This is a genomic window from Affinundibacterium fentianense (assembly GCF_018139545.1).
GTDB lineage: Bacteria > Pseudomonadota > Gammaproteobacteria > Burkholderiales > Burkholderiaceae_D > Undibacterium > Undibacterium fentianense.
In genome coordinates this window covers 326,742-347,491 of the sequence record NZ_JAGSPJ010000001.1, presented here as the reverse complement: position 1 = coordinate 347,491, position 20,750 = coordinate 326,742, and the positions used below count along the sequence as shown (strand labels likewise).

At 44.4% G+C, this 20,750-nt stretch carries 17 protein-coding genes and 3 tRNA genes; 13 read left to right on the top strand and 7 right to left on the bottom strand.

Features of this window, described 5'->3' with window-relative positions:
* Nucleotides 1-260 precede the first annotated feature (260 nt).
* From KDM90_RS01520 to KDM90_RS01500, 5 genes are all read left to right on the top strand, one after another.
* The gene (locus KDM90_RS01520; protein ID WP_212673838.1) at nucleotides 261-473 is read left to right on the top strand and encodes a DUF3079 domain-containing protein; all 213 of its coding nucleotides are present in this window, start codon (nucleotides 261-263) and stop codon (nucleotides 471-473) included.
* Nucleotides 474-603: 130 nt separating this feature from the next.
* Nucleotides 604-1,620, top strand: a complete 1,017-nt coding sequence (dusA, locus tag KDM90_RS01515) for a tRNA dihydrouridine(20/20a) synthase DusA (RefSeq protein ID WP_268977729.1) — start codon at nucleotides 604-606, stop codon at nucleotides 1,618-1,620.
* A 302-nt stretch (nucleotides 1,621-1,922) separates the two neighbouring features.
* A tRNA-His gene (locus tag KDM90_RS01510) sits at nucleotides 1,923-1,998 on the top strand.
* Nucleotides 1,999-2,796: 798 nt separating this feature from the next.
* Nucleotides 2,797-2,982: a hypothetical protein gene (locus KDM90_RS01505; RefSeq protein ID WP_212673837.1), complete on the top strand. Its 186-nt coding sequence runs from the start codon at nucleotides 2,797-2,799 to the stop codon at nucleotides 2,980-2,982.
* Between the two features lie 698 nt (nucleotides 2,983-3,680).
* Nucleotides 3,681-4,589 (top strand): ChaN family lipoprotein, encoded by a 909-nt coding sequence (locus KDM90_RS01500; RefSeq protein WP_212673836.1) that lies wholly within the window; start codon nucleotides 3,681-3,683, stop codon nucleotides 4,587-4,589.
* Nucleotides 4,590-4,629: 40 nt separating this feature from the next.
* Here the strand turns inward: KDM90_RS01500 and KDM90_RS01495 are convergent, their stop codons facing one another.
* On the bottom strand, nucleotides 4,630-5,655 hold the full coding sequence (locus KDM90_RS01495; protein WP_212673835.1) for an OmpA family protein: 1,026 nt from the start codon (nucleotides 5,653-5,655) through the stop codon (nucleotides 4,630-4,632).
* 168 nt (nucleotides 5,656-5,823) lie between these two features.
* Between KDM90_RS01495 and pnuC the strand changes: the two genes are divergently transcribed.
* Entirely contained in the window at nucleotides 5,824-6,429 is a 606-nt protein-coding gene (pnuC, locus tag KDM90_RS01490) for a nicotinamide riboside transporter PnuC (protein ID WP_212673834.1), read from the top strand.
* A complete protein-coding gene (locus tag KDM90_RS01485; RefSeq protein WP_212673833.1) occupies nucleotides 6,426-6,968 on the top strand; it encodes an AAA family ATPase in 543 nt (180 codons plus the stop codon). The genes pnuC and KDM90_RS01485 overlap by 4 nt, the downstream gene beginning before the upstream one ends.
* 99 nt (nucleotides 6,969-7,067) lie before the next feature.
* Here KDM90_RS01485 and rpoD read toward each other — a convergent pair whose 3' ends face one another.
* Entirely contained in the window at nucleotides 7,068-9,752 is a 2,685-nt protein-coding gene (rpoD, locus tag KDM90_RS01480) for an RNA polymerase sigma factor RpoD (RefSeq protein ID WP_329605279.1), read from the bottom strand.
* A gap of 629 nt (nucleotides 9,753-10,381) precedes the next feature.
* Here rpoD and serS point away from each other — a divergent pair.
* Entirely contained in the window at nucleotides 10,382-11,671 is a 1,290-nt protein-coding gene (gene serS / locus KDM90_RS01475; RefSeq protein WP_212673832.1) for a serine--tRNA ligase, read from the top strand.
* Nucleotides 11,672-11,804: 133 nt separating this feature from the next.
* Here serS and KDM90_RS01470 read toward each other — a convergent pair whose 3' ends face one another.
* Complete coding sequence (locus tag KDM90_RS01470; RefSeq protein WP_212673831.1) at nucleotides 11,805-13,664, bottom strand: GGDEF domain-containing protein; 1,860 nt, start codon at nucleotides 13,662-13,664, stop codon at nucleotides 11,805-11,807.
* Between the two features lie 414 nt (nucleotides 13,665-14,078).
* Between KDM90_RS01470 and KDM90_RS01465 the strand changes: the two genes are divergently transcribed.
* The 3 genes from KDM90_RS01465 to KDM90_RS01455 all read left to right on the top strand — a co-directional run bounded on the left by KDM90_RS01465 (nucleotide 14,079) and on the right by KDM90_RS01455 (nucleotide 15,529).
* Nucleotides 14,079-14,169 (top strand) — tRNA-Ser (locus tag KDM90_RS01465).
* Nucleotides 14,170-14,448: 279 nt separating this feature from the next.
* Nucleotides 14,449-14,739, top strand: a complete 291-nt coding sequence (locus tag KDM90_RS01460) for a hypothetical protein (RefSeq protein ID WP_186924519.1) — start codon at nucleotides 14,449-14,451, stop codon at nucleotides 14,737-14,739.
* Nucleotides 14,740-14,941: 202 nt separating this feature from the next.
* Nucleotides 14,942-15,529, top strand: a complete 588-nt coding sequence (locus KDM90_RS01455) for a hypothetical protein (protein WP_212673830.1) — start codon at nucleotides 14,942-14,944, stop codon at nucleotides 15,527-15,529.
* Between the two features lie 26 nt (nucleotides 15,530-15,555).
* Here KDM90_RS01455 and KDM90_RS01450 read toward each other — a convergent pair whose 3' ends face one another.
* The 3 genes from KDM90_RS01450 to KDM90_RS01440 form a co-directional block, all read right to left on the bottom strand.
* The gene (locus tag KDM90_RS01450; RefSeq protein ID WP_212673829.1) at nucleotides 15,556-16,176 is read right to left on the bottom strand and encodes an AAA family ATPase; all 621 of its coding nucleotides are present in this window, start codon (nucleotides 16,174-16,176) and stop codon (nucleotides 15,556-15,558) included.
* 15 nt (nucleotides 16,177-16,191) lie between these two features.
* Nucleotides 16,192-17,130, bottom strand: a complete 939-nt coding sequence (locus tag KDM90_RS01445; RefSeq protein ID WP_212673828.1) for a UDP-glucuronic acid decarboxylase family protein — start codon at nucleotides 17,128-17,130, stop codon at nucleotides 16,192-16,194.
* 183 nt (nucleotides 17,131-17,313) lie between these two features.
* A tRNA-Pro gene (locus KDM90_RS01440) sits at nucleotides 17,314-17,390 on the bottom strand.
* A 399-nt stretch (nucleotides 17,391-17,789) separates the two neighbouring features.
* Here KDM90_RS01440 and KDM90_RS01435 point away from each other — a divergent pair.
* Both KDM90_RS01435 and KDM90_RS01430 read left to right on the top strand, forming a co-directional pair.
* Nucleotides 17,790-18,914, top strand: a complete 1,125-nt coding sequence (locus KDM90_RS01435; protein ID WP_212673827.1) for a M14 family metallopeptidase — start codon at nucleotides 17,790-17,792, stop codon at nucleotides 18,912-18,914.
* Between the two features lies 1 nt (nucleotide 18,915).
* Nucleotides 18,916-19,380 carry a CYTH domain-containing protein gene (locus KDM90_RS01430; RefSeq protein WP_212673826.1) on the top strand — a complete coding sequence of 155 codons (465 nt, stop codon included), beginning with the start codon at nucleotides 18,916-18,918 and terminating at the stop codon, nucleotides 19,378-19,380.
* A gap of 98 nt (nucleotides 19,381-19,478) precedes the next feature.
* On the opposite strand, the gene KDM90_RS01425 is transcribed toward KDM90_RS01430, so the two are convergent.
* Nucleotides 19,479-20,714: a DUF2863 family protein gene (locus tag KDM90_RS01425; RefSeq protein WP_212673825.1), complete on the bottom strand. Its 1,236-nt coding sequence runs from the start codon at nucleotides 20,712-20,714 to the stop codon at nucleotides 19,479-19,481.
* Between the last annotated feature and the right edge of the window lie 36 nt (nucleotides 20,715-20,750).

Genomic DNA, 20,750 nt, shown 5'->3' with positions numbered 1-20,750 from the left:
TTTCAACTTAGGATTCAAAATCGCCGAATGAATTCTTAGGCGAATTTTTCTGTAGTTTGGATATGCTTGTTTCGTGCTGATAAACGGGGTGCTTTTGCCCGAGAGATAGTAGCGAGAAAGTCTCGATCGTCATTAGAAATGGATTTTTTTCTGACGAATCCTTGATGGCGGTTAAGTTGATTGAATTTGAAAAGGAGAATTGAATTCTTGCGCGCATTATCATTGCTAGCATCTGCGACTGAACACGAATTGAAGATGCTATGTCGAAAAAATTTCCTATCGCCCCAAAGCACCCCGAAAGAATTTGTTGGGGATGTGATCTCTATTGTCCCGCAGACTCGATGGCATGTGGAAATGGTGCTGATCGCACCGCGCATCCCGCTGAATTATTTGGAGAGGATTGGTTAGAGTGGGGGAGCGATTCATCCTCCAATACTCTTAATCACGTGGTTGGCAATACGGTCAACAAATGAGCCAGGAAAAGTACTTCAAAAATGGATAGGAAAAATCAACATTCGCCTGATGATTGATTTGCAATATGTTGGCGTTTCGGCGTTGGAGCGCGACTAAGGTTACAATAGAGGATGTTTGAGCTATCGTAATTTGACCGTGAATTCTACTGTAACACCTTCTCGCCGCCTGTCCGTTGCCCCAATGATGGATTGGACCGATCGTCATTGTCGTTTATTCCATCGACAAATTACAAAACACACATGGTTGTATACCGAAATGGTCACCACGGGGGCCATTATTCATGGCGACCTTGGGCGCCATCTGGATTTCAATCAAGAGGAACATCCAGTCGCGTTGCAATTGGGAGGAAGCGAGCCTAAAGATCTCGCGATAGCAGCAAAGCGTGGTGAAGAATGGGGTTACGACGAAATTAACTTGAATTGCGGCTGTCCCTCCGAACGCGTACAAAAAGGGGCGTTTGGCGCCTGTTTGATGGCAGAACCGCAATTGGTTGCTGACTGCGTGAAGGCAATGCGTGATGCCGTGGAAATTGATGTGACAGTCAAGCATCGAATCGGAATTGATGATGTGGAATCTTATGATTTCGTGCGTGATTTTGTTGGGCAAATTGCCCAAGCGGGATGTAATGTGTTTATTGTTCACGCACGTAACGCGATACTGAAGGGATTGTCACCCAAAGAAAACCGCGAAATCCCTCCCCTTAAATACGACTATGCTTATCGCTTAAAGAAGGATTTTCCAGCTTTAGAAATTATTGTGAACGGTGGAATTAAAACCATTCCAGAAATCGATGAACATTTGTCGCACGTCGATGGTGTGATGTTGGGGCGGGAGGCCTACCACAATCCCTATTTGATGAGCATTTTCGATGCACGTTACTATGGAGATTTGAGTGCCGCTAAATCAAGGGAAGAAGTATTACATGCCATGTTGCCTTATATCGAGTCCCAACTAGCGCAATTTGGTAACGATGGAAAAGGATTGAAGCTGAATAGTATTACGCGCCATATGTTGGGCCTGACCTTTGGTTTGGTTGGCGCACGCGGATTTCGTCAAATTCTCTCGGACAGTAAAAAATTAGCATCGGGCAATCCAGCGATTCTGTTAGAGGCTCTGTCACTCGTGGCAAACAGCAAATCAGTCTGAATATGCTGGACCTTATTGCGCAAAATTTTTGCAAAATAGAGCGGGTCCATCTAATTCGTAAGTATTTGTAATATTTGCAGACGGCAATAAATTAAGAACCTATATTGAGGATGTTTGTGTTTTATTGTAATCCTGTCCTCTATAGGATATTTGCCCGCATCACGATGCGGGTATTTTTTTGCTCGAAGCAAATGGATGCCATGAGTGAAACTTTCCGATTTCTGAAAATGTTTGCTTGAATGGACATTTTCTCGTATAATGTGAGGCTCACTTGATGACAATGTTGTGAAGTGATTTCAGTGGTGGTCGTAGCTCAGTTGGTAGAGTCCAGGATTGTGATTCCTGTTGTCGTGGGTTCGAGCCCCATCGTCCACCCCACAGAATGCGTAGTAAAAACAAAGGGTTGCAGATTTCGGTCTGTAACCCTTTTTGTTTTTCTTCGCTTGTTTTTTTCGTCGAGTAGGGGGCGGATTTTATTTAATGCGGTCTTGCGCGTTGAGGATGCTCTTCAAAACTTTTTTTTATTCGATTGCGCAAATGCTTAATTTTGAAATACACTTTTGATTGTGACCTCGTACTTCTTGAACCACGTCTAGCAAAATTAGCTGTCTAGGGGTCGTAAGAAGTTCGAGGTTTTCTATTTCTTCGAGTCCTTTCGACAAACGCCCGAAACGCTTATTGGTGATGAAATCAGTGTGATTGATAGCCAGTACGCTCGCAATCTTCATGCGCAGGATTTTGAATAACACTAATTTAATAAAAAAAGACCTTCTGAATAAGAGAGTATCCAGTGCTGAGAATAAAGCAATCTCCGAGCGGTTTGGCTCAACGAACTCAGAAGGTGTAAGCAACCTACGTCAAAATAGTGGTAAATGCAACGTTGATTTAGCTTAGTTACTAAATAAACACCAAATAAGGTTTCCATCTTCATTGGGCAACTTGCTCAAAATCAAACGCACTTTCGAAATCGACAGTGGTCGGCTTAGCGTTGCAAAAAACAAACACAAAGACACCCAACTCAAAAATTACTCTCTCCGACCAGACGCTTGACCATTACCTAGTCGACTCCAAGTCTCACCGTCGCGCGTTTGTTGATCGTTATAGCTATTATCAATGAAGACCTAAAGGCCAAGTGAACTAGTTGTAGGGATCGATAAGCCGAATCAAAAGCATGCGATGTCACAACGAGTTCCACCGATTTTGAATTGCCTTTGTCTTACATCAGAAGAGTTTATAAAGGCCACACGCGCCAAAGCGATGACGCGCGGCACAGTCATCGCGCAGGTGGAGCGCTTACGTGCCTACGCAGAACATTTAAAGAAACTTTCTGTGGTTGGCGTTGCGATACCAGTTTGCACATAACGCAACGCACTCGTATGTTTAAATCTTCGCCTTTGCTATCAGAGTCGTATCACAAACGTGTACTTTCTATTCATGCAGAAATTTTCTTTGCTTAAACTACCGTCATGCCAAGGCCGGAGCGTTTGAGTGATTAATCTGGGTTTAGGCTCGCGATCAATGAGTCGACTGCAAGACCAATCAATGAAGCGGATCAATGCACAGTGCGTTTCGGTCGGTCCGCAGATGGACTACATCGTCTACCATCTTCCTCGAATGGCTAAGCGTCTCCCAAGTGGCCTTAGATGGACGTTCTATAACAAACTCTACCAACTAAATCAACACTACTTACTACTGTCATAGTGGGGTCATATTTGTCGGATAGACTTCTTATCACTGCCTTACATACAACCGATATGTATGAAGGTAGCGAATCCTTAGCTGCCCGGGAAACCGGGCAGCACTTCATGGTACTTCTTCGCGCTCCCTCGCTTTGCCTTGCAGTGTAATTCAATGCACTTCCTACTTGAGTCAAACGGCTCTATTGCTATTTTCAGTTGCTTGCCTAGTCGAGTCATATCTTTTACGTTAAGAAGGCACAGCGTTCAATGCGACGTCAAGAAGAAATGACTGAGCCAATACATCGTTAAGCATTGGAATTGTCTTGTGGGATCGCTTCTTGCGCGATATAGTTTTCGCTCCAATTTTTCGAAAGCACTGCTATGCGCCTTGTCATTCTTATTTTCGGTATCTTGATCTCCTGGTCTGCACAAGCTTTTCAGCAGTCGATTGACCATCCGCTTATTGGTACAGTGCTCAATACTCGAAATGAAATTGTGAGCGAAAAAGATGCTTTCGACACAGTGCGTAAGACTGAATACGTTTTTGTGGGAGAGAAGCACGACAATCCTGACCACCATGCTTTGGAGCTTCGGTTGATTCATGAACGGTTTCGGGTAGAGTTTCCGGTGCAGCAAGGTGGTGTGGTGTTTGAAATGTTGGATCAATCCCATACAGCAGCAATCGCAGAGCGTGACCGGCGCGATTCCCTTGATCAACTACGATTCGGTCTAAAATGGCCTGAGAAGGGAAGTTGGGATTGGGCGAGTTATGGTCCCTTGTTTCATGCCGCGCTGGGTTATTCTGCCTTGGTTGCTGGAAATATCGATCGCGCGTTTATCTCTGAGGTATATAAAACTGGACAATCGGCGCTCGATGGAAAAGATCGATTTGTGACCGCGATTCATCCTCCTTCCGCTCTGCGTGACTATCTGTTAGATCAAATCCATCAGTCGCATTGTGGCATGCAAAGTAGGGAAACCTTATTGCCTATGTTGCACATACAATTGGCGAAAGACGCCAGTATGGCGAGTGCGATGCTACAAACTAAAGCGGCGATGCTCATTGCCGGAGGCGAACATGTCAAGTTGGATTCTGGCGCTCCTTGGCATTTGTTGAAAAAAAAGCCTGACGCTAAAATTCTTATTGTTCAACTGGTCGAGGTGACTTCGGAAAAGACCAACATTAACGATTATGCAGAGATCGCACGAAAAGCGGATTTAACTTGGCTAACCAAAGCCACGGAGATGAAAGATTATTGCGCTGGAGTGAAGGGGAAAGCGGCACAATAAAAAATGCGCTCATTGGAGCGCATTTTTTTTGTCAGTGGCGTTAGTTTACGCGACGTTCAAATGTCATTTGTTCGATTTCAACGCGACGATTTGGCTCTAAGCACTTGATCAGATCTACGCGTTTTTTGTTGGTGCATGTCACAACTGGATTCGATTCACCTTTACCAACGGCATTCAAACGACTTGCCGCGATTCCGCTGTTGATCAAATAGTCGCGGACTGCGTTCGCACGTTTTTCAGACAATTTTAAATTGTATTTGTCGGAACCGAGGCGATCAGTAAAGCCGCTAATTGTCACGTTATTGACGCTCGGTGAATCTTTCAATGATTTTGAAATTTCGTCGAGTTTAGGTTGTGCAGCAGCTAGTACAGCACTGTCAAAAGCGAATAATTCGGTCGCGGACAAGGTATATTTTTCAAACTTCGGCGCTGGTGGTGGCGGAGCGACGGGTGTTGGTTCAACAACCGGTGCCGGTGCGGGCGCAGGTTCAGCTTTCACAACCGGAGCTGGTTTAGCGACCTTGTCAAAGAAATAGTTAAGGCCGACAGTAAAGTAGGTTGTGTAAGCCTGGTTGAAGTTAAATTCTTTGCCTTGAATCTGTGCTCTGTTACGACGGATGTCTGCTTGCAATGCCAATTGTTCAGTTAAATTGGCTTGAACACCTGCGCCGATCCCGATGAATGGGGATGTTGCTGACTTGCTCAAATTGGTGCCGCTTAATTTATCTTCTTGCGCGCCGGCGCCGATCAATAAGAAGGGACGTACTGCTTCGCGGTTGAAAAAATAAAGTCCATCAACATTGAGTAAATTTTGTTTCAATGTACGACCGGATTGTTTCGTACGTGCTGCAATTCCACCAATTTGGAAATCCCAATTTTCGTTAATGGCTTTACCGAATTTTAGTCCCAAGCCTTGACCATCTTTATCTAAACCAAAACGATTATCCGTATTTGTGTAGTTAAGATTCGGTGCAATATACCAAGACGGATTCAATTCAAGGTTTTGCGCTTGAACTTGGGTCGTTGTTGCGCCAATTAACGCGATTGCGAGTGCGATTTTTTTCATTTATTCCTCAATAAAACAGTCAAAAAATTTAAAGACCGAAGTGTATATCAAATGACATGATCAAAAAGTCAAACTTTGTAAAGTTTGTCATGTTCTATCATTTAGTATGCGCATTTTTTCGATTACTATTCGTTACGCGCGCTGTTAATCCTTCAGTCAACATCGATAATGAATCAAACACTTACTCTAATTTGGAATCTCACCACGACCCCACTCGAGCTCGTTTCGTTTGTATTGTCCGTCGTGACCGTTTTGCTGAACATTCGTCAAAATCACTGGGCATGGTTGTTTGCCATCCTCTCTTCTGGTCTCTACGGGATCGTGTTTTTTCAAGCGAAATTGTATGGTGATAGTGGATTGCAGTTTTGCTTTATTTTGATTTCCCTGTGGGGATGGATGCAGTGGTTAAAGCCAAGTGACACCCAACAGGAACTCGTTGTTAGTCGTTTGGATGCACGCGGGTTTTTATTTTCTCTGTTAAGTTGGTTTGGCTTGTTCGCATGCCTCTTTGTCTTTTTACGAGTTGCGACTGATACGGATGTGCCGTTAGCGGATGGTTTTCTTACAGCAGGGAGTGTACTAGGTCAGATTTTGTTGTCGCGCAAAAAGATCGAAAATTGGTACGTTTGGATCCTTGTCGATATTCTATACGTCGGGCTCTATTTGTATAAGAACCTGGTACTCACCGCCGGTTTATATGCAATTTTTGTCGGGCTCGCCTTTGCTGGTGCCAGAGTGTGGCAGGCCATGGAAAAGAAGCAGGGAATGGTATGACGACAGACCACGCAACTTTGATTAGTAAAATAGCGATATTGGGGGCCGAATCTTCGGGCAAGTCGCAATTAGCAGAAGCACTGGCACAAGCATATTCAACGGTCTGGATTCCAGAATACCTACGAGAGTTTGTCGAATTAAAACAAAGAGTGCCCAGTGAGAATGAGCAGTTAACGATCGCGCAAACGCAAAGGCAAAATGAAGATCGATGTCTGGTTGATGCGCACTTGTGGCTGTTTTGCGATACTGCGCCGTGGATGACTGCGATCTATAGTCAGCATTACTTCAAGTCGGTTCCACCAGAGTTATCAAGCTTGGCCAATTCGCACGCAAGCGATTATGCATTCACCATCGTGACGGCACCAGATTTTCCTTGGGAATCAGATGGGTTACAAAGAGAATCGCCGCAAATTCGCGATATCGTTCACGGTCTCGTGATCGATTCTTTGGATCAATCTAACATTCCTTTTTTGCTTGTCTCTGGCTCGTTGAAAGAGCGCCTGGAGCAAGTGCAGTTTGCATTGGATTTTTTAGCTTGATCTTGATGTTGGCAGTTCATCGCTGACCAATTTAGCAAGCTGATCGGAGGGTTCCGATCAGCAGCTAAGTTAGGGCTTCAACGCAATCGTGCATCACGATTAGTTATTTTCGAGCAGGCTTTTTAATTGTTCCAAACGCGATGGATGGCGCAATTTTTTCATCGCCTTGGCTTCGATTTGGCGAATTCTTTCGCGCGTCACGTCGAACTGATTGCCCACTTCTTCTAGTGTATGATCACTTGCCATTTCTAGACCAAAACGCATACGCAAGACTTTGGCTTCTCGCGGGCTTAAAGCATCCAGAATTTCTTTCAATTTGCCTTGAACTGATGCCTGCATCGCTGCTTGCATCGGGGATAACGTGACATTGTCTTCGATGAAGTCGCCCAATTGTGAATCGCCATCGTCACCAATCGGCACGTCGAGTGAGACTGGCTCTTTCGCAATTTTTAAAATCTCGCGTACTTTGATTTCGGGTAAATCCATCTTTTCGGCAATTAATGCCGGATCAGGTTCGCTACCATTTTGCTGCAAACATTGGCGTTTGATACGATTGAGTTTATTGATCGTTTCAATCATGTGTACAGGCACGCGGATTGTTCTCGCTTGGTCAGCAATAGCACGAGAAATCGCCTGACGAATCCACCAAGTCGCGTAAGTCGAAAATTTATATCCACGTCGATATTCGAATTTATCGACTGCCTTCAGCAAGCCAATATTGCCTTCTTGGATTAAATCTAGGAATTGCATTCCACGGTTGATGTATTTTTTTGCGATAGAAATAACCAGACGTAAATTCGCTTCCGTCATCGCCGCCTTGGCGTCGCGCGTACGTTTTTCCGCAGAAATCATCTTTTTATGGATCGCTCGTAAGTCACTCAGCGGGACTTTGACTTCTTGTTCGAGCACAATTAGACGTCCTTGCAATTCGCGCGCAGCGTGAATGTGGCGCTTGAGAACCGCTCCATATGCTTCGCGCGACTCCATCTCATTTTCTAACCATTCAGGATTAGTGGCATTGGCCATAAAATGACTTAGGAAGTATGAGCGTGGCATTCCACAACGATCAACCAGCAATTCGAGCATACGCTTTTCTGTTTGACGCAGTTCAGTCATTTGCTTACGCAAAATGTCGCACCACTTTTCTGTCGTTTTTACGCTAAAACGAATGCTTTCCATCTCCTTCGCGACATTTTCTTGTGCCGCTTGGTAAGTCGGGGATTGATAGGCATTTTTTTCAATCTGCGCAAACATATCATCAAAGCTGCTCTTGATCGCTTCGAATTTTTCTAAGGCTGTCGCTTTCATTTGCGCCAATTGTTCGGCACTTAGTGTGTTGCTGCTTTCCGCGCTGCCGCCTTCATCGTCGTCCTCTTCCTCTTCTTCATCAGTTTCGGAATTGGCAAGTATCGTTGGCGCTGGAATATCTAAGCTGTCAGGGACGTGAAATCCATCAATAATATCGTCGATGATGACATCATCGTTGCGCACTTTTTCGGCAGTCACTAATACTTCTTTGATTACCGATGGGCAAGCGGAAATAGCCTGTAGCATGTCTTTCAAACCAGACTCGATGCGTTTTGCAATTTCGATTTCACCGCTACGGGTCAAAAGTTCAGCACTGCCCATTTCGCGCATGTACATGCGAACTGGATCGGTAGTGCGACCGAAGTCGGAATCAACCGTTGACAATGCAACAGCGGCGGTTGCCTCTGCATCGTCATCACTCACTGAAGTGGCAACATTGTCCGATAGCAGGAGCATGGTTGCATCTGGCGCTTGTTCGTAAACTGCGATGCCGACATCGTTAAGCGTGCTGATAATTCCTTGAATTAATTCAGGATCATCGACGTTTTCCGGCAGGTGGTCATTGATCTCTGCATGCGTTAGGTAGCTACGATCTTTACCTAGCTGGATGAGTTTTGTCAGACGTTGACGATATTCTTCGAGTTGTTCTTTACTTGCGGTCGCTGCTGACGTTTTGCCGGCTTTGACTCTTGCAGCGCGTTTTAACTCCGCAGACTCCAGCGCATTGAATGCGTGAATTTCTTCGTTGTAGATTTGTGGGGACGATGGTTTACGGCCTCGACGTGCCGCTTCCTTCACAGTCGGAAATGCGTATGCCGAGGTATCAATATCTGAAGGGGAACTGACGCTTTGCACTTCCGCTATCGGGGCTTTGGCGACACGGGCCTTTGGCACTGACTTCTCGGTAATGCTTTCGTTCGCGTTGACTGCCTCAAGATTTGCCGCCTGCACGTTTGTCAATGCATTCGCATCATCGACGACTTTTGCAATGATTTTTCGTTTGCGAATTTTGATGGTTGGTGGAGCAATCGTTGCTTCATCTCTTTGCGGAAATTCGATATCTGCATCAGTTGGCTTGACATCAATCGCGATATCTTGGACGGACATTACTGATTTTTCCATCTCTACCTCAGGAGAAATCGGTTCGCTTTCTTTTGCTTGAATTCCGACGCTAGTCGATTCTAACTCTTCATTTTTGTCCTGATCGTTGGCTGCACCAGAATTGACCAATGCAAGACGAGAGCGACGTTTCGTCACCACCGTAACGGATTGCACTTGTGTCTTGACTAGATCGGCTGTATCAAGTTCAGCAGATTGCATTAAAACAGGTGTCTCGAAGGTGCGCGTTTCTGCCTGCAGATTTGTATTTTTAATTTTGCTTGCAGTGAGCGGCTTTCCTAATTTGAGCGTCTTGCTGGAGGATGACGTTGCGGAATTGCTGGAATGCGAATTAGATGGAGTTAAGCTGTTTTTCATGTAACAAATTAAGTACGACAACGAAATGCCAATCAAATTTGGATGGCAACAACAAAAGCAAAAGTATCAGGCTGAGTCACGTCTGCAAAACGCTACGATTTTTGTTTGAATCGAAGCGCGCACCATGTACCCACTGGATCATTTAAATAAAAAACCCGCAATTGCGGGCGAGAGATTTGAAATGATTTATTGCGTAATTTTATGCGAGGTCGGGATTATCCACGGCTTACCAGTTCTTGACAAGCATTCAGTCGAATTTGTTTTGAATTTCTTCGAAAAGTAGCACTTGAATTAGTAAAAAAGCTCTACTTTTTATGATGCTTCGGCTTTGATAGTGCCTACAGATTGTGCTTATATGCAGTGATGCGATTGACAGAGCTCAGTCATGTACTCAGTGAAAAAAATCTTGGTCTTGTCCTTTGTCTGGGGCGAAACCGTAATGCAGCTTCCAGTTGGGTTGTACGGTCGTGAGGAAATCATAGAGGAATTGCATGAGGCTTGTTACAATACGTCTTTGCTGTTTCAAGTTTATTAGCCAAACTGGGGAAGTGGTGATTCTGCCTACAATCTCCGTTTTATGCGGGTGAACAGTATTTCTCAGACCATGATTTTTTATTTTATTTAAGACTATGATTGATATCCAATTACTCCGCAAAGACATCGACGCCGTTGCTGCGCGTTTGGCTAGCCGCAAATTTATTCTTGATGTGAGTACGTTCAACACCTTGGAAAATGAACGCAAGCAAATTCAGATGCGCACGGAAGAGTTGCAGGGCAAGCGTAATTCCTTGTCAAAGCAAGTGGGGATGCTGAAAGGGAAAGGTGAGGATGCGTCGGGTGTGATGGCGGAAGTAGCCGCAATTGCGGATGAATTAAAAGCGTCCGAGGTACGACTCAGTGAGTTGCAATTAGCCTTGAGCCAATTTATGTTGGCTATTCCAAACCTGCCCGATGAGTCAGTGCCGCTAGGTACGGATGAAACTGGAAATGTCGTTGTTCGTACTGTCGGCACACCAGCTGCATTTGCGTTTCCAGTCAAAGATCATGTCGATGTTGGGGCCACCTTAGGTTTGGAATTTGACGTGGCGGTGAAATTAACGGGCTCGCGGTTCGCTGTTCTCAAGGGCGGAATAGCTCGTTTGCATCGCGCCTTGGCGCAATTTATGCTCGATACGCAAACGATAGAAAACGGTTACACAGAACATTACACCCCCTACATGGTCAATGCTGATTCGATGCGTGGGACCGGACAATTGCCAAAATTCGAAGAGGATTTATTTGCCGTTAAAAAAGGTGGGCAGGATGGCGAGGGCGAGTCTCTCTATTTGATTCCCACTGCGGAAGTGACTTTAACGAATACGGTTCGAGATGAGATTTTGCCCTTGGATAGTTTGCCGCTCAAATTGACTGCACATACACCTTGCTTCCGTTCGGAAGCTGGTAGTTATGGGCGTGACACGCGCGGTATGATCCGCCAACACCAGTTTGATAAAGTTGAATTGGTTCAAATTGCGCATCCTGAAAAGTCATTTGAAGCTTTAGAGGAAATGGTGCAGCACGCGGAAATGATCCTTCAGAAGTTGGGGCTACCTTATCGTGTCATGAGCTTGTGCACTGGAGATATGGGTTTTGGTGCGATGAAGACTTACGATCTCGAAGTTTGGTTGCCAGCGCAAAACACCTATCGCGAAATTTCATCCATCTCGAATATGGGCGCATTCCAAGCTCGTCGTATGCAGGCTCGTTTCCGAAACGCACAAGGCAAGACAGAATTTGTTCATACTTTGAATGGTTCGGCACTCGCTGTTGGGCGTACTTTGGTCGCTATTTTGGAGAATTATCAGCAGGAGGATGGCAGCGTGAACATTCCAGAAGCATTACGTCCTTACATGGGCGGAATCGAACGACTGACTGCCTAAGTTGAGGGGTAATCCTTTCATTGGAATTCAGTGACCGCCAAATTTAATATCGGCTTCATGGTTTTTCATATTAAAAAACAGTCTGCGGAGTGACTCAGACTGTTTTTTTTTGCTTAACTGGACTCTTGCCGCGTTAGGGCATCGGTTGAATTGATGCGGTTCGTCTTTCAATGAATAAGCTATTGCCAGGTAGTCGCTTTGCTTGTTTTTTTGCATCACTCGCCGCGATTGCTACTTGATGATGGGAGCTGAATCGGTCGCTCTCCGCTTGAATGACCCCAAGTGATAAGCTGATCAGCGAATAGAAGACTTTTTTTCCTTGTCTGTCTTCGCTTAGATATCCGCCTCTTTCTTGATCCTCAATACTGTAGAAGTCACGTACGCGGCTCTCAAACTCGCGCAAAATGCCGCGACAACGGAGCTCCCAATCGGGGCTTCGAAACAGAATGATAAAATCGTCTCCGCCGACATGTCCGATAAAATCGCATTGATCGGCGCAAAATGTCGTCAGGATCTGGCTAGTCATTTGGATTACGTCATCTCCTCGCTGGTATCCATACACATCGTTGAACGGCTTGAAGTGGTCGAGATCCGCGTAGCACACGTAGAACGGTGCTTGCGTTTGCAGCAATTGATCCGCTCTTTGGTTGATCACGACATTGCCGGGTAACTGCGTGAGGGGATTGGCATATCGCGCTGCCTCAATTTGCATTTTGGTGATCTCCCGCATAAGGTCTGGGCCAGTCGCCAATCCTCGATACTCTCCATTTTCAACGACAAGCATGCCATTGATGAGATGTTCAGGGTCGGCTTTGACAACCAAGTGACTCACATCTTGCAGACTGGCATTTTGTTCGATGAGCAATGGATCGGCATCCATAAATACCGTACATGCCTTCTTGCCATAGAGTTCTCTTTGAAATGGTCGGGAAAACCGATCAATCATCGTATGGCGATTGATGATTCCAATTGGTTTGAAACCGTCAACGACAGGAATAATCTTCAATTTTGGATCATTTAGAAAGATATTCTCGACTTCGTTGTTGAGTGTGGTCGACGCGATGACTGGGGGAGTCTTAATCAATGACTTGATGGTTATCTGATCAGCTAAGGTGGATTGCACAGTACGTCCAGTTCGATATTTATTACGGAGCACTTTAGTGACTTCGGCTGAGATCGCTTTCGCTGGCTGTGGGTGTGGCTTTGCAATATGATAGCCTTGCCCACATGCCACGCCGATATCACGCAGGCAGAGTAGCTCTGCTTGCGTTTCAATGCCCTCCGCGACGACGAGTGAATTGGATTGCTCGGCGATACTCTGTATTGAGCGAACAAATTGACGTTTGACTGGATCTTTATCAATATCATGAATGAAGTGCATATCGATTTTGACAAATTCTGGTTTTAATTCAGACCAGAGACGCAAGCTTGAAAATCCTTCCCCAAGATCATCAATTGCGATTTCGAACCCCATTCGTTTGTAGTGTGAAACAGCTTCTTGCAGGAGCGCATAATCATTGGTCGGCTGATACTCGGTCAATTCAATGATGACTCGGTCGGGCTGGATCCCGAGCTCATGAATGTAATTCAAGGTGTCGCCATGTCTGGCATTGCGTTGTAGAAGACATTCTGGACTGACGTTAAGGAATAGCTTTCCTTCGAGTTTGAGAGACTTGAATTGTTCTAATACGATGCGCCGACACAAATGTTCAATCTCCACACTGAGCCCATATTCAGCGGCAGCTTGAAATAATTTGAGGGGAGAGTGCAATGGACTGTCAGATGGACCACGAATCAATCCTTCATATCCGAGTATTTTTCCATCGCACATTTGTATGATAGGTTGAAAACGGGCGCTCAAATTACGTTCTTGTAAAACCTCGAGAATGTCTTGCCGATTTGATTGAGGAGATTGAATTTCAGAACCATGCGTTGCAAACGTTGCTGCAACGCAACACTGGTTCGCCAGAGGTTTGTAGATTTCTGTTTCCATATTTTAAGTTTTTTGCCCAACTTACACGGCAATCAAGGGTTAGAATTTTAAGAATTTCATCCTAGCGTTGAAATATGACGTCCACGTGTCTTGTTCTCATTTCATATTGACAGTGTTCTTAAATTCGCTTTATTGCTTGGGATTTTTCGAGGATCGTTAACATCTCCAGTGTGAGGATGTTTGTTTTTTCGTGTTTTCTCGGTTCGTAACCCGACTGATTAGAGTAAATCCTCTAATATGCGGCTTATATATTATTCTCCTCTGGAAATATTCTTTATCGCCTTATATATTCAAGATATAAAATGAAAAATCCAATAGATTCGCGGCTTTTGAAAGGGAAATTGCCAAAAAAACAGGCTACCAAACAGTTTTGAACTTTGCTACAATCGCAAGCTTGACTGTTCTTAGTAGTTTGGAAAGATGGCAGAGTGGTCGAATGCACCGGACTCGAAATCCGGCATACGTTTATGACGTATCCAGGGTTCAAATCCCTGTCTTTCCGCCAGCATACATTCAGACGCCGATTTGACGGAGATCAAAAGTCGTATGAAAAAGTCAAGCGATGACGGATTTTTGTGTTTTATTACTACTAGGTGAACAGATCTGGTTTGAACCAACTTAGTTGGGAGTGTAATAAATCAGATATAGAGCACAATTTCTGTTGTAGAGCACGGCGTATTTGCAATAGTTTATAAAAATTGCAAAATTATAAATAACAACCAAACCGATTTGGGCTTGGTGTATACAGGTATTTGACTGTATTTTGTGAAGAGTGAGAGAGAAAATGGCAAACCTTTTAGACCTAAAGTCAGATGACTTTGATTACAATCCAAATAATCTTTTAGATACATTGATCAAACAGTTGCATTTGAAAAATGATGCTGCATTATCAAGAGCGTTAGAAGTAGCGCCGCCTGTAATTAGTAAAATTCGTCATCATCACTTACCTGTAGGTGCTTCGTTGTTAATTCGCATGCACGAAATCAGTGATTTGAGCATTAAGGAATTGCGCGCCTTAATGGGTGATCGTCGTGAAAAATTCCGTATTGGCGATCAAGTGATTCGAGTCGATTAATTCGTTCGTAAAAAAAAGCGTGTTAAAGGAAAAAGGGGAAATTTGTTCCCCTTTTTTATTGCTTGAATTTTTGCTCGCTTGAATTGTTGTAAGTTGCCCAAAAGAAGTATTGAAAAAGACACTTTCTTTGGACAATTGACTCTAGCTTATCTAGCTCTTGTGTTAGGATCAATCGTCAATTGATTCCTTAGGTGAGGAGATTATGTCCGTTCAAGTCACAGGAGCATCGCGTCTTAGTCAAGATCATAGGATGCGTTTATACCCGACGAAAGTGATTAATATTATCGGTGGCCCGGGCTGCGATAAATCTTTATTTTCGTCCGCAATCATACTCAATCTGAATTTACGGCATAAATCAGTCGAGCAAATCCCCGATTACGGCAAAGCCTTGGTTTGGCAAAAAAATTTTGATGCCCTCAAAAATCAATATCAGCTTGCGCAAAAGCAATACGAAATGCTCGATCTACTCGATGGACAGGTGCAGTATTTAGTAACTGAATGTGCCCTGATGCAAGTTTTGTATTACAACGGGACCTATCACGACAATATTTGTGACATCGCAAAGACTCGTCAACAAATCCTCAATTGGTATCATAAACACGACAACATCAATATTTTGGTGGAGCGAGGTGACAAAAAGTATGTGCAAACCGGCCGCTTTCAAAATGAAGATGAGGCGCGGCAGATCGATATCGAATTGCGAGACATGTTAATTCGTGAGCAAATCCCTTTTGAGTCTTTGCCACCTGACATCGCTGCCATTAATCATTTTGCGAGGTCGCTTGCCTAGATTGTGGGCGGGGAGGAGTAGTAGGTTTAACGGGTTTTGCTAAGTTCGCGCATAACAAATTCTAGTCGTTCATCAATACTCATAGGATTGTTAGGGATATAAATTCGTCTTAACCCTTGACACTGCCGAACGAGAGCGCCAGTCATCAGATGAGATGAAAATAAGGAATTGAAATCTTTTCTTCTGGTTAGTCCATCTTCATTTTTTAGGGGGGAGTCTAAATCGATCATCGGTAAAATGATGGCGGCATCGAAGGTATTTGCTTTGTTGCGCATGTCACTTAACATTTGCTTAGTAATTCCCTCGCATGTTTCACCCGAAAAGAGTCTCAGCCATAAACCTAAAATATCAGCTTCCCAACGATCGGCAACGAATGCGGCGTGTTGGTTATATAAGTTCGTACGATTTTTGAACCAATCCACATACGCTCCCATCCATTGATCATATGCACGTTTTTGAATAATGGGATCATTCGTCTCTCGGAGTATTTTCTTGCACTGAATTTTCGCTTGATAAATCTTCTTAAGATTTTCTTCTATATGTGGAATTTCAAAATGTCGTGCAATGGCAGTGGTAAGACTTGTTTTACCGCTGCCAACGGGTCCGCTAATGACAATCCTTAACTGTTTGAGGTCTGTTGGTTTCATGTCTTTTTAGTCGGATTAAATTATTTTTTCGAAATATTCTATAGCCGAGCGTAGTCCATCTTTTAATTCGACGGTCGGCTGCCATTTCAATATTTTACGCGCGAGATCAATATCAGGCATGCGACGTTTGGGGTCATCCGACGGTAAATCCATGAATTCGAGTTCACTCGTCGACTTGCACAATGCGATGATCGCCGTTGCCAATTCAAGCATCGTATTCTCTTGCGGATTGCCGAGATTAATTGGCCCGACAAAAGTGTCTTGAGTTTGCATAGTTCTCAACATGGCGTCAATTAAATCATCGACATAGCAAAAGCTTCTTGTTTGTAAGCCATCGCCATAAATCGTAATATTTTCGTTGTTCAGTGCGCTGACAATGAAGTTACTCACGACACGTCCATCATTTTTTTGCATGCGGGGGCCATAGGTATTAAAGATTCTCACGACCTTAATACGCACTTGATATTGGCGCCAATAGTCAAAAAATAGCGTCTCAGCACAACGCTTTCCTTCATCGTAACAACTACGAATACCGATCGGGTTTACTTGCCCCCAATAGGATTCGGGTTGCGGATGAACCTCGGGGTCGCCATATACTTCGCTGGTACTTGCTTGGAGGACCTTTGCATTCGATTTCCTGGCTAGTTCCAAAACATTGATTGCGCCATGCACGTTTGTACGTACCGTACGGACAGGATCATTCTGGTAGTGCACAGGGGATGCAGGACAGGCCAAATTGTAAATCTCGTCGACATTGAGAGATTCTGGAAATGGATCCGTGACATCTTGAAGCAGTAAACTAAAATTCGGATGGGTCTCGAGTTGTGCAATATTGCCTCGACTTCCCGTGTGCAAATTGTCTAAACAGATTACTTGATCACCAGCGGCAATGAGTCGATCACAAAGATGTGAGCCAAGAAATCCGGCACCACCTGTTACCAATATTTTTTTCATTAAGACTAATTTGAGTAAAGTTTGAGAGTGAACAATTTCAGGCCTTGATTATTGCAGATGAGATGGGTGCTCACGAACAATAGGAGTAGCTTGATGTGCGCTAACGCGAGATGGTCGGTGCCGATAAGTCGTCGAGATAAATTTTATGAATGCAGGTGAATTTTGGAAGGGGAGAGATTGAATTGGTCGGGACGGCAAGATTCGAACTTGCGACCCCATGCACCCCATGCATGTACGCTACCAGGCTGCGCTACGCCCCGACTAATAGCCTTATATTATAAAGTATTTAGTACTATCTCGCCAAGTACGTTTGCCTTTTCGCTCGTTAATTTGAATTGCGTTTAGTAAAACTTTTAGTCAAATCTCCTACTCTTGTCCCCTTAAATTGACTTTCTCTTATTACGGGCGAAACCCGAAGAGAGTAGGTCTTAGCTAATTTTGTTGGCGCATTTAAATTGGAGGAACCGAAAGCCGCTGCGCGCTGCTGTTGGTTGAATACACGATAGAGTGATGCGAAGTATGGGCGCTAAGCAAATTGAATTTCAATTGTGACTTTTGTTGCTGGCATCGAGAATAGAAAACAGTCACAATAACGCATTATCACGTGTCGGAGTAGATGACACATTTTTTAATAGTCGAATTTTTTAGATGAGAACATTATGTCCATAAAAATTAGCCAGAATTTCGATGCAGGTGCGATCGAAGTCGTCAGCGTCGTTGATGTCGAGAATATTGAAGTGCGCTTGCGTGCGGATTCGCATGCTGAATTTCGACAATGGTTTTATTTCCGCTTGCAAGGCGCACGCGACCAAGACGCCACGATTCGGTTTTTGAACGCTGGCGAGGCGACTTATGCGGATGGCTGGGAAGGTTATCGAGCAGTCGCGAGTTATGACCGAGAAAATTGGTTTCGCGTAGAAACCGAGTTTGATGGAAAGGTGATGACAATCAAACACACACCAGAAACTGACAGTGTGTATTACGCCTATTTCGAGCCCTATAGCTGGGAGCGTCATCTCAGCTTGTTGGGTAGCGTTGCGCTGTCAGACCAAGTCAGTATCGAGGATTTAGGAAATACGATTGATGGTAGAGATTTGAATTTGGTTGTCGTTGGTAATCCAGATGCGGAGAAAAAAGTATGGATTATCGCGCGCCAGCATCCTGGTGAAACGATGGCTGAATGGCTGGTTGAAGGGACTTTGAATGCCCTTTTGGATTTGGCGAATCCGATCGCTCGAGCAATTTTAGATCGCGCGGTTGTGTATGTTGTCCCGAATATGAATCCTGACGGTTCTGTACGAGGGAATTTGCGAACGAATGCTGCTGGCGCCAATTTGAATCGTGAATGGATGACCCCGTCAGTTGAAACGAGTCCTGAAGTGTATTACGTGAAAAAGAAGATCGAAGAAGTCGGCTGTGATCTATTTCTAGATATTCATGGCGACGAGGGATTGCCCTATGTCTTTGTGGCCGGTAGTGAAATGTTAGAAGGCTTCAGCGAGAAGCAAATGGCTGAGCAAAATGCATTTGTTGAAAGTTTTTGCGCCGCAAGTCCTGATTTTCAAACGCAATTTGGCTATGAAGCAAGCAAGTACAATGAGGATTTGTTGAAGCTTGCGTCGAAGTACATAGGCCACACTTATAAATGTGTTTCATTAACATTGGAATTGCCATTTAAAGATAATGCCAATATGCCCGATCTTGAAGTGGGTTGGGATGGTGCACGCAGTATGAAATTGGGTGAAGCCATGTTGCAACCTATTTTGACGCATTTAAAGGCATAAGATGGGCGTGGAAATTGAGCGTAAATTTCTTGTTCTCAATGAGGACTGGAAAGTATTGGCATCACCGGTACATTTACGGCAAGGTTATTTGAATTCCTCTCCGGATAGAGTTGTTCGGGTTCGTATTGAAGGAGAGACAGCAAATTTAACGATTAAAGGACGTAGCCAAGGTATTTTTCGTCACGAATGGGAATATCCCATTCCAATCAGTGACGCAAATGATTTGTTGGATACGTTGTGCGAACGACCTTTAATTGAGAAATATCGCTATCGTATAACGATCAACGATCTTGTTTGGGAGGTCGATGAATTTCTCGGTGAAAATGCCGGATTGGTTGTCGCGGAAGTCGAGTTAGAGAATGTTGATCAAGCATTTGTGAAACCATCTTGGTTAGGTGCCGAGGTGAGTCACGAACATCGTTATGCGAACGCAAGCCTGTTGAAGCATCCATTTTCTATGTGGTAGAAATCACGAAATTATAAAAAAAGAGCCTATACGATAGATGCGTGCAGGCTCTTTTAATTAACTCTCCCAATATTCAAAATCAAAACGATAACATCAGTTCAATGTAAGTGGACAGAGCCTTCCGGTGGCGCATCCTCAGGCATTTCTGGATGAACCAAGTCGCCTTCGGCGTCAGCATAAAGTGGTGCTTGGCAATCATCGCAAAATTCGAGACCAAAAATATCCTCTAACACCAGAATCTGTTGAATACCGCTTTCTTTTAAGAGTGTTGGAATTTCACCTGCTCGTTGCTCGACGTTGGCACTGTTCGCACCGACTAGGGCATTTACTTCATCTTCCTGCTGGTACAAAGGCCAAATAACGCCGTAAATGATGTCGGATGCTTTCTTTAAGGTGAAACCAATACGAATCTCATCCACTTGTCCGGGATTTAATTCTGGACCAAATCTGGCAACTACTGCACTGAGTTCCGATGCTTCAATATTGAGAGTTTGCGTTAAATAGAACACCGTTGCCCGTATTGAAATTGGTCGGATCAAGATATCCGCTTCGCGGCACGCAGAATAATAGGCCTCGGGCAATAAGAATTCGAAGCCGCATCCTGGCAATAGATGGCCAACGTCAGCATGAGCACGTTGTTTCCACAAAAGTAGTGCTGCCTCTTTTGCTTTGGCAATGTCAAACGGTGGTGCAGTTAATTGCCATTGGAATACTGGTGCATTGGTCGGCGCTAAAATAACGCCGAGTAGGTACCGACTGTCAGCTAAGAATGGAACAGTTTTGGGTAATTCTTTGGGCGAAGAATTATTCTTGTTGCGTAGAAAATTTTGTGCGGTATGGTGCAAGAGTTCGTTGACCGCGCAATGATCTTGCGGCAATTGATCAATAGAATATAAAGTGGGTAATAACGACACTTGCACCCCTTTACATAGTAGAGATTCACGCCAACTAAGTGATAAAGACTTCACGATTGGGGCAGGAATCGGCCCAGATGCGATATCGAAACGGCTCCAAGCCAATATAGGGGCGGCGACTAGTAACAACTCATAGTCAGTGTCACCCGCTTCTTGGTGCCCTGATGTAGCAATAGACTCGATCGCCTCAATTAGGACCTCATAGGCTTCGGGTTGATTGGTAAATACATGCTCTGCAGCGGCATCAAGTATCGACTGATGTCGTGCTTCCAGATTCTTCGCAATCAATTCATCGAGCAAATTTTGCCAATCCTGATCTTCGAGTCGGCTTCCTGCCTGTGAAACGGCAGAGGCGAGATTGGCGATGCGTAAAGCATCGCCTGCTAATTTCTGGATCTTTTTTTTCGGTGCGCGGCGCATAATGTAGTCTTAAGTTTTGTTTGTTGTGAATGCTGG